Source organism: Bradyrhizobium sp. SZCCHNR3119, from assembly GCF_032487775.1.
GTDB lineage: Bacteria > Pseudomonadota > Alphaproteobacteria > Rhizobiales > Xanthobacteraceae > Bradyrhizobium.
This window is the reverse complement of sequence record NZ_JAUEUV010000001.1, coordinates 3,627,351-3,642,018: the sequence shown is the minus strand read 5'-3', so window position 1 is coordinate 3,642,018 and position 14,668 is coordinate 3,627,351. Positions and strand designations below refer to the sequence as shown.

7 protein-coding genes are annotated in these 14,668 nt (G+C 56.6%); 3 read left to right on the top strand and 4 right to left on the bottom strand.

The annotated features are described in order from the left end of the window. Positions 1 to 4,491: a CHAT domain-containing protein gene (locus QX034_RS16920; protein ID WP_316195623.1), complete on the bottom strand. Its 4,491-nt coding sequence runs from the start codon at positions 4,489 to 4,491 to the stop codon at positions 1 to 3. Between the two features lie 129 nt (positions 4,492 to 4,620). On the opposite strand from QX034_RS16920, the gene QX034_RS16915 reads away from it, so the two are divergent. Further along, positions 4,621 to 6,822, top strand: coding sequence for a caspase family protein (locus QX034_RS16915; RefSeq protein ID WP_316195621.1), 2,202 nt, complete (start codon positions 4,621 to 4,623; stop codon positions 6,820 to 6,822). Positions 6,823 to 6,868: 46 nt separating this feature from the next. On the opposite strand, the gene QX034_RS16910 is transcribed toward QX034_RS16915, so the two are convergent. Then, the gene (locus tag QX034_RS16910; RefSeq protein ID WP_316195619.1) at positions 6,869 to 8,179 is read right to left on the bottom strand and encodes a clostripain-related cysteine peptidase; all 1,311 of its coding nucleotides are present in this window, start codon (positions 8,177 to 8,179) and stop codon (positions 6,869 to 6,871) included. A 111-nt stretch (positions 8,180 to 8,290) separates the two neighbouring features. Further along, positions 8,291 to 9,001 carry a CHAP domain-containing protein gene (locus QX034_RS16905; protein ID WP_316195618.1) on the bottom strand — a complete coding sequence of 237 codons (711 nt, stop codon included), beginning with the start codon at positions 8,999 to 9,001 and terminating at the stop codon, positions 8,291 to 8,293. Positions 9,002 to 9,165: 164 nt separating this feature from the next. Here QX034_RS16905 and QX034_RS16900 point away from each other — a divergent pair, with 164 nt between their 5' ends. Together QX034_RS16900 and QX034_RS16895 are read left to right on the top strand one after the other, a co-directional pair. Continuing rightward, positions 9,166 to 9,876 (top strand): hypothetical protein, encoded by a 711-nt coding sequence (locus QX034_RS16900; protein ID WP_316195616.1) that lies wholly within the window; start codon positions 9,166 to 9,168, stop codon positions 9,874 to 9,876. Between the two features lie 54 nt (positions 9,877 to 9,930). Beyond that, entirely contained in the window at positions 9,931 to 10,995 is a 1,065-nt protein-coding gene (locus tag QX034_RS16895; RefSeq protein WP_316195614.1) for a glycoside hydrolase family 25 protein, read from the top strand. Between the two features lie 242 nt (positions 10,996 to 11,237). Here the strand turns inward: QX034_RS16895 and QX034_RS16890 are convergent, their stop codons facing one another. Continuing rightward, positions 11,238 to 14,228 (bottom strand): CHAT domain-containing tetratricopeptide repeat protein, encoded by a 2,991-nt coding sequence (locus tag QX034_RS16890; protein ID WP_316195613.1) that lies wholly within the window; start codon positions 14,226 to 14,228, stop codon positions 11,238 to 11,240. Positions 14,229 to 14,668: the final 440 nt, after the last annotated feature.

The following is a 14,668-nucleotide window of genomic DNA, read 5'->3' as shown; positions in this document are numbered from 1 at the left end:
TCAGCGCCCTCTCACGCCTTCCAGGAGCACAAACGGGGCCCAATAGTAGGGATGACTGTACCCCGGCAAAAGCGGCGCTGCGCTCTCACGTCCCTTGGTCTCAACCAACGGCGCAGCTCCTCGCTGGCCGGCATCAGGAGCAGCTACCTTGTTTTGGATGAACGCAACCTGTGTAGCATTGAGGGCCGTCTCGCGGGAATACGACGTGTTGATGACATTCTTATAGAAGTCATGGATGAACGCCGCCGAGCCTCGGTCGTTCACCGGCCAAAGTGTTCCCAGAGCCGAGCGGACACCGTTGTCTTCCGCGAGCGCCGCGAAGCTTTCAAGCTGCCGTCCGTCTTCCGCAACATCACCGTAGGCTGTATTGCATGCGGAGAGCGTCAAGAGTTCGATATCCCCGAAATCGAACTCTCGATTGGGACCGATGTGGTCTTTGATGTCTCGAATACTCAGGCGATCGCCGCTACCCAGTAGGAGAAACGACTCGTTCTCCGTCGGCCCAAAATTGAAGTGCGATGCCACATGAACAATCCCGGTGCCTGGCTTACCAGGCAATCCGAATACAAGGCCGTTGCTGAGCGATTTCCGCGTGAAGCTCCTGTCCACCCAGGTATGTCCGGTGAAAAGTCCTTTGCCCGCCGCGTTTTTGGTCAAGCCATCCAATTCGAATTCGACTGCCTGAAGGGCAGGCAACCCGTGAGACGCAGACGTCATGCCGAATGCCGACATATCCAGCGATGCGGAGGAAATCGCGCGTCCGGCTGGAGCCTGTCCGACGGTCATTGAGACGATCTCAAGGCGCTCGGCCAGATATGACTTACTGTCAAACAAGGCCGCAAACGGGATGTAGCGCAGTTTGCGATCCAGTGAGACGAGGAGCGTCTTTACGCCACTTTCGGCAACTTCTTTCGCGAATGGCGCAAACAATAATTCGAAAAACTGCTGCGCAATTGGTCTTGGATCGCTGGTCGGATTTTGCAAGAGCGTACGGAATTGTTCGACCTTCTTATCAAGCTCTGCCTCGGAAAACTTCTTCCCGTCAAGCTTGTCCCAAACATGAGTGAGTTGGGGACCGTACGGCAGCGTCAATATGGCGTCCATCCGGTCCGGCAAGACCACGTAGTGGATCGCCGCGGCCGAACCATTTAATTCGTTGCGGAGTCGTCCCTGGATGGAACCGAGTATTTGAAGCCGTTTCTGCGCATCTTCGTTGCGCAGGGCACTCGCCCTCTGGATCAAATCGGAAATCAGTTTGCCGGACTGCTCCTCATATCGCGCCAACTGGACTCTGATTTGATTAAATTGTGTCGTCTCCTGCTCCGTCAGAGACCGGCTGTTCTGTGCAATCTGAAGTTCGCGCTGGCGGCGCGCCAATGACGTGAGCGAGCCGGTTGCCTCGCCGAACTGACGCTGCGTCTCCTGCAGGGGCTCTGATATGGAAAAGCCATCGAACGATCGTTTTTCGAACGTGGCCTCACGTCCTAAGAACTCGAACTTCTCGAAATCCTTAAGCATCCCGATCACGTATTCCGCTTCTGCGGGACTATTCTGTCGAATGAGCAGATCAATAAGCCAGCGATATTGATCCGAAACGATATCGCTGAAGCATAGCTGCAATCGTTCGGGAAGCGCCCGTACCTGCCGCCGGACCACTTGCAGTTCGTTTACGGCAGCCTTCGCCAGGTAAAGCGCAACATCATCGAAGCCGAGATCAAAAATCCGTCGGCTTGATCTGGAAAGATGACACGTCCTCGCCAGTGCTGCTGGCAGCAGGCCTTCGAAGATCGCGGATACTTTGTCGATCTCCGTCTCCCAATAGAGGGCTTGCCGTTCCATGCCGAGCGCGGCATTTCTATGGCCGCGAAGTCGTTCGGCGTCGGCTAACCGATGCGCCGAGGTGGCGAGGCCCTTGCTTGGACCACCGCGCGCAAGTTGCAGCTCGTAAATCGCTCGGTCCCGCGGGTATGTATCGGGGGCAGCTTGCGGCAGCGGCTGCTGTGGCGCGGCCGTCAGCAAAGCTTTGAATTGACCGGCAGACGCACTGCCCCGCAGCGCCAGCTCCTCCAACAGCCCCAAAAGGCTAATCATGCGAGAGGTATTGCGGTCGCCGCCAACCGATATCAGGCGGCGGACAACGGCTTCGTAGGATCTGAATGTATCCGGCTCGAACCAGCCGTTACGCCCCGAACGCCTAATCAGCGCTCGCGCCGTCTCGAAGTCGCCGTAGAATGCAAGCACATCGACATAGGCGAGAATCGCAGGAAGAATACTGCCGCCTTCGTCGCGAATTTTTCCTGATGCAAATGCACCGTCTACTGCAGATTTGAGGTAGTCGTAACCAACGGCGACGAAGCGCGTATCGAGTGCACCTACAGCCAGGAGGTGAGCAAAACTGACACAATCCAGCCTGTAGGCTTGGTTATTGTCCGCGCCGGCATCTTGCGCGCAAAGCGATTTGTCAAGTCGTTTCCTTAAGTCGGCAGCAACGTCGCTCGCGTCACGCGAGCGAGCCGATGCATTGAGCAGAACCAAATAACTCGCGGCGGTCCAGGTTGGGACTGTCGAATCGGTACTCAGAGTCGCAACCCGCTCCATGAGCTTTCGAGCCTCATCGCCGTCTTGCGCAAGCCGCGGCTGCTGCATGAGAATACGCGCCAGCTGATAGCTCGCTTCAAGTGCACTGTTCGAAATGTCATCTTTCCCGACATCCCCTTGATCGAGCACATTGGCCGCCATCCGATACCATCGAACGGCGCCATTTAAATCAATCGCGCTGCCGCAGTCTATGCACGCGAAGGCCTGGCCAACCGCCCAGGCCAGGTCAGGGTGTGCCTTCGCGGCATTAACAAGCAGAATCTGGCCATCATCCGTTGCGAGAAACGGAGATCCCCCCATGATACGGCTTTGAATGAACGTTGAAATCCCCGCAATGAAACTCTCGGCGGCCCCATTGGAACTGGACGAAGGCGCGTCTGTGGCGCCGGGCTGATTTCGCTCCCGTGGTAAATTTGTGAGCAGAGACGAATAGAACTGAGCCGCGCTCGATAAGTCGCGCCGTTCTGAGTCTTCATTTAGTCGGGCCATTGCTGTAAGACCCGCGGGCGCTCCACGCTTGGCGAGCTCAGCGTAATAGGCCCTCGCCTTGTCGCGGTCCCGCGGCACGCCGAGACCGCTCTCATGGAGTTGCGCCATGCGAAGAACTGCGAATTCGTCTCCCGCGTCGGCGGCGTCGCTCAGGAGCTTCACACCTTTGTCAATAGCCGGGCCGGCCTCACCAAGCCCTTCGATCAAGGCTACACCTAGAGCGGACTTTCCGTCTCGATTGACTTCCGTCCTGGCCGCTTCGAACGCGGCGTCGGAGGAGATGGTCAGATCCGCCAGCCGCGCAAGGTCAACTATTTGCGGCGCTCCGACCACATAGTGGGTCCGCACGAGGCTGTTCGCAATCCATTCAGGACTGGTCGCGATGGTTTCATTAGAGGTCGGATCTGCAAATCCGAGGCTTATCCAAAGTATGCGCGCGGCCACGCCAGTATCGATCTTGCCGGACGAGCCATCGACATAGACGCGATAGAGGATGGGCTGTGAAACTTCGCATTGAAGTTCATCAAGCATCCGTCCCAGACGAGGGTTCGAGATCAGCTCGCCGTATATCGCGGCCTGATCGTTGGCAAACGATTCGGCTTCGCACACCTTCTCATGATCGACGCGGAATAGGCGCCCGAAACTGTTCAGCACACCTAATGACGACTTTGCCTCAATGCTTCCCGTCGAACAGAGCTTGGCGCGATAAGGCTGTGAGATCAACTTGACGATGTCGGAAGCGCTGGGAGCTTCCGTTGCCACAGTACGGTACTGCAAAACTGCCGCCGCCTTGGTCCAAGCTTCGGCGAATTTGGAGCCGAAAAGTCCGTCAGCTTCCCCCGAATAGCAGCCTTGAACTTTGAGGATATACTGCGCTAGCTCCAAATACGGCTGGTAGCGCGGTCCGACCTTTGCCTTCCCAAGCACTGTGTCGACGTTCAACGCCTGTCCGGTATCATCCCTGACCTGAGAGACGACTACTGCGCACGTACTTCTACGGTCTCTCGCAACGTCCTGTAGGAATTGCCTCAGCGCCGGTTGCGTCAACGCAAATATCTTACTTGCAATTCGAGCCTGGTCGCCCGGATCCAACCTCTCGAAGAACCAGCCACCGGGATTATTGGCCTCTCTCCGATCCACGCCGACCGCTTCAAACAGGTCCGCGAGTCCTCGACCTTGCCAGCCGGACGCGACAAGCAGCAGACCCTCGCGGTCGAGCGGCGCTGACAGGCAGCGAGATTTCTGGACCGCCGCTCGCCAATCCCGCTCCGCGCCGGCGGCACGCGCAGCCTGAGCAAACCACAGACAAGAGATCGCTAGAATAATTCGCGCGATATTTGATGTGTTCCGATAACGTCTATAACGGTCGGCCGAAATGTATGGTTCTAAAAATGGAGGCAGCATCAGTTTTCCCCTGGCTGCACCAAGATCATATCCTAAAATTCAGCTAGTAGCCCGTCAAGCTGGTTTATGATAGGTTGGCTATCGATTACCGTAACGATTTTGTTGAGCTCGTTCTGCTTGGAAAATCGCATGCGCTTCTTCTCAATCGCATTTGGTCTTCTTTTGCTGCTTACCACCGAAAGTTCAGCTCGCAATTGGGCCCTGCTGATCGGCGTCTCTGGATACCCCTATATTTCGCAGCTTCAGGGTCCACGCAACGATGTCACGATCATGTGGCGATTGCTTAAGACCAAAGGCTTTCAGCCGAACGACATTGTCGTCCTGGCTGATGGGCTTCCGCATTCAGACGCATTTCCCGAAGTGACAGCGCGTCCTACGCGTGCGGCAATCGTGGACGCCGTAACAGACCTGACCAAACGCGTCCGGGCAAAGGACTTCGTATATGTTCATATCTCGTCACATGGTAGCGAACAGCCGAAGAGTGCGAATGATCCCACCCCACAGCCGTTCGATCGCAATCAGGTCATGTTACCGTTTGACGTACGTCCTAGCACGACGGACGCCATGACAATCTCGAACGGCTTGCTTGACGAAGATCTCGGTCGATTGCTTGATATGCTGCGAGCCAAGGGGGCAAATGTCTTTGTTGCCATAGACATGTGCCATGCCGGCACAGCCGCACGTGGTAACCTCGTTGCACGGTATGTTGCCCCCGCGGATCTCGGTATTCGGTTTCCTGCCGGGCCTCGCGATGGGCCGGCTCGATTGAATCAAGCTCGATCGGACATCTTACACGCGATGAACGGCGGCAGTCTGACTGCCTTCTTTGCAGTCAACTCCACGCAATTGTCGTATGAGAAGAGCTTTCTTGGCTATGCACCCCCACTTGTGGGCCCGGAGCAAACCCTCGGAGTTTTCACTTTCCTACTGCATCGCGCACTCAGCCAGTTCCACGGCTACACATATCGCGATTTGGCAAATGACATCATCCGGGAGCTTGATTCAGGCGTTGCAGGACATGGATTGCCGCTTCCCGTATTCGAGGGCAATATCGATGACGTCCTGTTCGCTGGAGGCAACGCGGCCGCAAGGGAGGGATGGCCTGCCCGATACGACGGCAATTCTATTTGGGTTAGTGCAGGTCGGCTGCATGGTCTTGTCGAGGGAAGCACGGTCGCGCTAGTGAAAAACTCAAGAGACGACGAATCTGTCGTCGCGGAAGCAACAATCATTGCTGCCAATGCGGCTGAAAGCAGGGCTTCTCTTCGGTCGGGCCAAAAACCTCCGGATGGACCGGCTTTTTGGGCCCGGCTCGTGGAACGTGCGGTGTCACTGAGTTACCGCATCTCGGAGCCGCCGGCCGACGACGTTCGCAAGCCTGGCGGGGATACCGCAATGGCCGCCGTCCAAGCACTCAAGCAACAGCGTTTGGAAGACCAGCGAATTGCGATCGAATGGCTACCGGCGGGAGCATCGGAAGCCGACTTCAGGCTATGGGTTACCGAGCAGCGCATGTGGATCACCGGAACAACCGGCGAGCTCCATACCGATAATTCGCAACCAAACGCCTCCCCAAGCATCGCACTTTTTGATACGAAGGACGCCGCGAAACAACTGCTCGGGCAGATCTGGCAGCTCGCCCGAGCGCAGGATCTCGTTCGTGTCGCACGGAACACGACAACCAATAGCGGACTCGTCGTTGCATCGCTGGAGCGCTTCAGGATGGCCGAACAAGGTCCGGCGAACGGTCAGGATTGCCCTGACACCGCCTTCTATCAGAGCCTGTTAGATAAACCGGCTGGTCGCTTAAAGCCCGTTGGGGATGAGGTCGTCTCAGTCAGCCACTGTGACTTAGTCGCCATCAAACTGCGCTCAACGAGCGCCAAGTTCGTCGACGCTGCGGTCCTCTATGTCGATGCGCGCGGCGGAATCCTTATGATAAATCCAACTGGCGACGCTTCTGACTGTGGCATCGCGCTGCCGCCCGGGTCGTCCGATCCGACGGTCGCCGCCACCCGAATCGTGGTCTGGAACGGTGGACACCCCGTCACGGTCGGGATCGAGCATATCGTCGTCGTGGCTATCGAGCGCCCGACGGGCACTGTACCTATGTGCTACGCAGCACTAACGCAGCCGACACTCACGGCCGCTCGCACAAAGGTTGGGCAGGCGGCAGGCCGCGGTTCACAAACAAGTCTACGCAGATTACTCGAGGCCATTTCGGTAGCAGATGCGAACACGCGAGCTGCCGTACCGCCGCCGGCCACCGAACGAGATGCAAGCTTTACTCACGTCTTCACACTCGACGTTCGTCAATCAGGCCGGCCATAGTCGCCAATCGCCAGTCCGTCGGTTAGAATGGCAATTTGTCATAAGCTTACTGCAGATAGGCGGACAGAAAATCAGCCCATTGTTGCTTTTGAACAAACTCGACGGGATGGTCGGTATTGCTCTTTCGATAGCCGCTGTGATCTGGATCCTGATCGTAGTCGGCCTGCGTCGCCGGGAAATAGATGGCGAGGCCGCGAGAACCATACATCGGCAAGTCGCGCTTGGAGGCATAGTTTACGATCGTCATTTTCTTCAAGCTAGCGCGAAGCTTGTCGACGAGAGATTTTATCGTACCATTGCTCGTTCGTGCTCCGTAGCGTTCCAAGAAGAAGTCGAGATCCACTGACGTAGCGAGTCGGGCCGCTTGACCATATGGTGTAATGCCCGACCGCGCTTTATCGATGGCGCCTCGCTCTGACGAGAGGCGCCGCTGCAGTTCGCCTCCCAGCGCCGAGGTCGCGCCCGCGACTTCCTCGGCCCTGGAGAGATCCAGCGCGCTTAGGGTCGTTAGATTGACGTCCCCATATCTCTTCTGGTAGCTCGCAACGACTGCTTTCGCCAATCCGGCACCATCCAACCTTGGGTTTTTCAGCAGCGGCAACAACCAGGCTGCGTATTGCCATCCTTCTCCTGGTTCAAGCTCTTCGCTTCCAACCATGGTACCCACCGAGTTTCGAAATGCGTAGGCCGTCTCCACCATGGACATGAGGCACGCGTCAAATCCAAGCACGTCGAGCTTCTTGTTGGTAAACCTCTTATCGAGCACCCCCTGGATGTCCCTGTTGAACAGGATATTTCCGGTATCTTCATCCAGTGAAACTGAACGGTAGCCGTTGAGCGGTGGCACGGAGCTGAGGCTAGACTTCAGCTGCGACGAGGCATTCGCCGTCAGGCTCCGCGATGATGCCATTGCCCTCACATTGAATTCTCGAGCGAGTTGAAATCTCCAGCCCTGGCCGTGGTTCCAGATGATCAGCATATAGCGGGTGGCGGGATACTTCTCCATGGACCAATCTACAAACTTTGCAAGCGTATCTGGCGCCCCCATGTCTACCTCACCGCCCTGGCGGAGATCCTCGACGGCGTCGCCCGGTCGAGGTTTAGTATCGCGTTTCACAAGGAACCGCATGACTCCCGACCATGCGTCGTCGGAATCAGTATAGTGCTTTGCCGGGCGCCCCATTTGTACGACAAGATTAACGCGATCATTCCCGCCAACTTGAGCCATGCTGTAAAAGTTATCGAGTGCATCGACCTCCAGGTTGTTCTTTGCATTCATGTAGACCATTACTGTCCAATCCGCCGATTGGGCTGGAGAAGAACACGGCCAAAGAGCAACGGCGATCAGCACCGCCACGGTCGCAATGCAACGCACCGGCGCTGAGGACAGCAATGCTTGGAGGGGCAGCATACTAGTTCTTTCAGATGGTTATAGACAGAGACTTAGGGCAGACTCACGCTGGCAGGATCAGGCGGGACGAACATAAGCCGAGAGATAGTGAATACCTACCGAGCGCTTTTTCTGCGGATTAATGGGTATTTCGGTCACGTCGATCTTGCTTTTCAGATATCCCGGCCCGCAGTTAGTCGCAGAATCTCCGGTCTGATTGCCTCCCAATATTCTGAGTACAGCGCCCGAGCGTGAAACCAGCAGCCCTACGTGCCCGTGCGCTTTATCGCCCACGTCTGTGAAAACGCAAATGTCACCTGGAGCCGGATCAGTGATGCGCCTCCCATATGAGAGATAGCTTTGCGATGACGCCGGGTCTTTCGGTATCTTTAGGCCAGCATGCTTCAAGCACCAAGAGAGCGTGGCCGCGCACCACGACGTACAATCTCCTGGATACGGCGTTTTGGCGTATCCGATATCGTGGAAAAAACGAACGATCAGTGGGTTCGCAACCTGTTTCCAACGCATATTGAACAGCTCACCTGTGGAGCCGACCTCGGTAATTTCCGAGAGAGATTGCATTATTGAGAAGTAATTGTCCGTAGGCAGTCTACGGACAATCTGGTCAGCTGCATCGATGTCCTTCTGCAGGCTTGGAAACGCGCCCTTTACGGCATAATAGTCACTAAAGCTGTAGTCCCTGTACTCGAGCCTATCGTCAGGGAAGGCTGCGCTCGTCGGAAGAAGGGAAGCACCAAGTGCGGCCAGAGCTGCTCGACGAGTAATCACTGAAATCTCCCAAATTACTTTATTAGCGTCTAAAAGAAGTGGCTGCTCAATTGCCTACCGCTGGCGGGGAGGCTTCGCGGAGCTCATCTTATTGACAAAGGATCTTTATACGACCTACGATTGCGCAAAACAGGAGAATTCGCAAGTGGGGGGCTCGCGGGGAAATGCGCATTTTTTTGGTTGTTTGCGGCGCAACTCTATTGGGCGGTTGCGCCAGCCTATTGGGTGAATCTGCTGACATCAATTACACGGAGGTGATCGTTCCCGTCGTCGCGGAATGCTCGGCGAATCCGCAGCCCGCGGCCGACGTTATGGAGGTCGGCTTCGCTAAAGTGCGCGCGGCGTGCGAGGCCTTTTTCGTCGACGCAACACGGTTTCAGCAGAACGCCCTCATGACTAATAACACCACCGATCTTCTCTTAGCGGCAGCGACATCGGTTGTACCTGTGACAGCATCAGCTGCGTCGGCGGTCAAGATTCTGGCAATAACAACAGCCGGCGTGACCCTCGGCAAGGCCGTCGTAAATCAGATGACAACCATCTATTCTTTCGGCACACACCTGCAAAAGATCCGTCAACTCGTAACCGCCGATATGGATTATTTCACTCAGACATATAGAAGCAATCCGCCCTCAAATGCTTGTCGAGCCTACAGTTTGGTGCAGGAGCTCGCATTGAAATGCACCCTCGCCGCATTGAAGGATGTTGAAACCCAGCAAATGAGCATCCCGTCAGGACCATCGACCTCGACGACTGTGCAGCAGACTGTTACGACAGCAAGAGATTCGGCTAACAGAGCGATGACCAGGACCATTAGCAGAACGGTTGTACCCGCCCAACCCTCGGTAGGCGTGACGATCGTTCCAATAAGGTAGAAATCAATTTCAGCAAGAGCGACCTATATGCCGGCCACTCGATTACACGTCCTCATGCTCCTCATTCTTTCCTGTTTATCCGCCTCAGCGCAAGAAGTCTCGCAGGATGAGGTGGACCCCCGTGAGTTGCGCAGATTTTGGATTAGCACGCTGACCAACACGAAGGCCCTCCTAGTAGCTCCTTATACGCTCACTCAGAAGGAGCGAGATAAATATGCAGGCGTGTTCGGGGTGGACTTGTCCCATTACAGTTTCGACATTTCGACGTCCGACAGCTGTGGCACGCCCTCCGGATATTTGGATCCGGAATGTTCTTGTCGCGCAAATTGGGACAAACTCGCCAGTAACGGCATCGTTTACGTTTACAGCAAGGCGAGCGATGGAGACGATACCGACCTCTCCTTTCCACGATTTTGGTCCGAAATGGCTCCGAGACACGCCGCAAAGAGCATGTTTCGAGGCGCCTATCACTTTCTTCGTCCAAGCATCGACGCCAAGACCCAAGCAAAGGCCTTCTTGACAGCTATCGGAGCGACGAACGGTCAGCGGCCGGACCAATTGCCTCCGGCTCTGGACATCGAATGGTCAAACAAGAGAATCTCTCCTGGTACGCCAGCTTACGAGAATTGTCCCGCAAACCGCCGGACGCGCAACGACCGCGGAAACTATTACTGCGACATGTGGTACACAAAGTCACCTGGCGAGATCGTTCAACTCGCCAAGGAATGGATTAGCCTGGTGTCGGCGGCAACCGGTCGCTCGGTAGTTATTTATACAAACCCAACGGCTTGGTGGAACCCAGTGATGGGCAGCGTGGGGGATGGGCTTGCAAAAGCAAATGCGATTTGGACATCGAGGTACACCGGCGCCGGACCGGCCTATGACCCGCGTTGGACAAAGCAAGGAGGCAGTCCGCAGTGGAGAATGGCTCCCCTGCCACACGGTGCATCATATCCTACTGCAAAATACACAATTGGACATTTTTGGCAGTTCTCGGAGAACGGCACTCTTCCAGAGGTATTTACGTGCAATGGTAAGCCTGAAACTCGCTCGATGGACATGAATTGGCTTCCGATCAACAAAGCGGATTATGAGGTCGTTTTCGGAGTTAGTAATTGAGAGCGATGTAGGTTCAGATTGCGACGCTCCCGAGCACCAACCCGCCTCAACCCTTAGTTGATTGTTGGTCCCGGACCCGCTGTTCGCTGATTCAGCGTAGCACGGCTAAGCGCCCAGGAGCGGACCAGCGTTCGTCGAAAATCGAAGTGCCCAATGTTGACGACTCGGAGACGAGCGGCCTGGCAATGAAAGCGCACCGCCGAACCGATAAAAAATGCGCTGACCGTCCCGATAGGGCGGCCTCATTCGCCAATGAGAATAAAGCTACTCCAAGTGGTATCGGGCTTCACTGACGGGGAGGCAACAATCGGCGCCGCGCCGCGCGCGTCTCGGCTGGCGCCGTCGCTTCTCACCGTCCCGGCCACTGGGGCGGACACTTGCGGCGTTGTTAGCCCAGCTGGGACCTGCGACTGGCGCAGATATTCGTACTGGGTCTGACGCAATGCTGTGGCGAGATCGCCTCGAGCCTCCCCGAGCCAGTGGCCGTAGAAGCGCTCCATGAACCGCTGCGCGTCCGGATCGCTGATTGGGCGCAGAGTCACCAGCACATTGCGCGCGCCGGCGGTGCGCAGTGCTCGGAGTAAACCCGATACACCTTCACCATAATCGATCTTCCCTTGAGCGGTCTCGCATGCCGAGAGTACCACTAGCTCGGTGCCGTCCAGGTTGAGATCGACTGTTTCCAGCGCTGACAGAATCCCGTCTATTCCGCCACCCTCGCGGAGCGAGACGTTGGCTCCGGCCAGAGCGACGCCTGATAACAATAGCGGCCGGTCTGCGGGCTCCTTGGGTACTCGGTAAAACCCATGTGTCGCCAGATGCAGCACCCGCGGTGGGTGATCCAACCCCATGAGCCGGGCTTTGCTTGCCGCAGTGCCGATATCAACCTCTATACCCTCATCCGGATGCGCCGCACAATACTGACCCGCGATCGCTTTTACCTCATCTGCGCTGTTCGGTAGTGGCCCGAAGTGCAGGCTCTCAGCGGCCCGGTCGCGCGCGTATGCGATGCGGCTGGCGTCCCCTGCATTCTCCGCTACGAAATCGGTGAGCTGGGTAACTCGTCGGCCTGCAAACGATGGGCAGTCGATTTGAACTTTTGTCGAGATGCCCTCAGTCGGGGCATGGTCGAAATCGATGCCTCCCATGGCCACAAGCCCTCGACGCACCTCTTCTGGAGTCGACCGTAAAAGGTCGCGGCCGGTTTGCAGCAGCCGCACGTCTTTGGTTTCCAACAACGCTCGCTGGTCTGAACCAACCAGTAGCCCGAATGGTACGAGGTACAACATCCCATCCGGCGCGATGTAGATGCGATCCACCCGAGCAAGCTCCGGTGCAAACGGCGCGACTAGCTGTTCATAGAGCGCGCGAGAGGAGGACCCCGCCACTGACACGGAACCTTGCAGGAGACTTTCCACCTGTCCGGCGGTGCTCGTTGTAGCGCCAAGGTCACGAACCTTTATGTCACCCTCCGCTCCGATTAGAACTCCCGCCCAGTGCGGAGGAGCCCTTTCTTGGGTACGTAAATCGAGTGGGGAGAACTGTCGAAGCTCGAGCAATGCACTGCGCGACGGCAAGTCTTTTAGCCTGCTTCGGATCTCCTGAACATTCGCATTGCGCACCTGCAGTTGCGAGCCATACGCCCGGCTCAGCCGCCCGAGCTCGAGCTCCTTGGCGTTGAGTTGCTCGCCTAACTCGAACGTCGGCCTGCCTTGGTTCTGCAACTGGGCGAGTTGGGCGTGCAGCCGCCCAATCTGAGAAGCGATATCTCGGATGGCAGGATCCTGGGTGCGATGCACCAAGCGCGCGAGATAGCCCTCCTCCTCCACTGCTAGGCCCTTGAAGCGCAGCAGTGCCAATGCAGCCAACTCTGCCGCGGTCGAGTCGGCTTCAGGCGCCAGCGCTAAGGTCAGCGCGATGTCCTGATAGGCCGTCTGGGAAATGACAAGCCGCCGACGCGCAGCGATTGCCTCGGTACTGTAGAGTTCAACGCCGAGCCGGTTCAGTATTTCCGGCATCATCTGTGCATGGAATGCTACGGCTTCCGCAATGTTCCCCTCACCAGCCAGGAGCCGGACGAGGCTTAGCTGGGCGGTCAACGTATTTGGGTGCGCTCGCCCGAACACTTTGGGGGAGATTGACACTAACTCACGCAACAGCGGCCCCGCTTCAGAATAACGGCCCCGTTCCAGATAGAAAACCGCCAAATTGTTCAAGCTGGCTAGCGTAGAACGATGCTCTGGCCCGTGCACCTTGCGCATGAGCTTAACCGTGTCAAGATAAAGGCGCTCTGCCTCACTATCGCGGTGCAGGTCATCATATGTCGCAGCTAGGCCCCCCATACTTCGCAGCGTCTCAGGATCCGAGGGCCCCAAGACCTTGCGTTCATGCTCCAGCGCTTGGAGATACAGAACCGCCGCCCCTCTATAGTCACCCTGAAATGCGTAGACTGCTGCTAACCCGTTTATGCAATACAACGTGTCACGATTGTCTAGACCGACTACGCTGCGGTACAATGGAAAAGCATCCAGATATATGTCTTCGGCTTCATAATATCGCTTCTGGCGGACAAACATGTCAGCGAGCGTAACCATACTTTGTAGTGTTTTCATATCAAGAGAACCTCGGACCTCGAGGTTCAACTTCACCACGTCTCTATAAATTTGCTCTGCCTCACCGTAGCGCCCCTCGTTGGCGAGCACAGTGCCCAGGTCGTACATGACGGTGAGAGTGCGACGGTCCTTCGGACCGTGCACGTCGCGGGCCAGCTGAAATGTGTCGTTAAGCAACCTCTCAGCTTCACCAAGCCGCCCCTCGCGATTGTACAAAACGCCCAGGTTGCGCATGCTTCGCAGCGTTCTGGGATCGCGGGGACCAAAAACCTGGAGAGCCAACGCCTTCGCGTGCTCAGCTGATGGAATAAGGCCCGCAAGACTTCGGCCACCAAGGCCGAGACTGGCCTCCCAAACCTGTGAGAATTGGCGGTCCAGCGTCCGCCACTCTCCCTCTCGATCATCGACAGCGCGCACGACGGGGATGATGCCGAGAACGAGAAAGATGACTGCGGCTAATCTGAAGCAGCGTGGTGCGAGCGAGCTCAGGCGCGCTATTGATGCAACAGCAATGCATCTAGCTTGAGGGCGGCTCGTTCTGTCGGTCTTCAGAATCCAGTATAACCGCAGCTTGCCGTCCTGAGGCGAATGAAGGTTGCAATCATCCTCTACATTCTCCATGGCCGACCTCACAAAGCCCATCACTCCGCATCGATGCCATTGCGACGCTCACTTCGGGGCACGGAATGAAGCCACATCAATTCAAAACAACGGCCTAGGGCATTGCGACTCTTCCGTAGACTTCACTATGCTTGGCCGCAGCTTTAGAGCGGTCTTGGCATTACGTGCGGGGGGAGTAGTACGAAAAACCGTTAGCGACCTGTCTGCTCACCACGAGGCGAAACAGTTGTATTGCGGCACCTCAGCACGCAACCTACTAAGTTCGAATTACATCATTTAGAATGGCTCCAGAGCCAAGAGCCTCCGTCGCATGATCGGAGCTAAACCCCAACAGTTTCGCTTCGAATTGCAAGCACCAATGTTTACCACTCGCACGACACTTGTCCATGAGCATCTCACGCATCGATCGTATGGGATGCGGTCTGCGGTCCTTCCCAGCG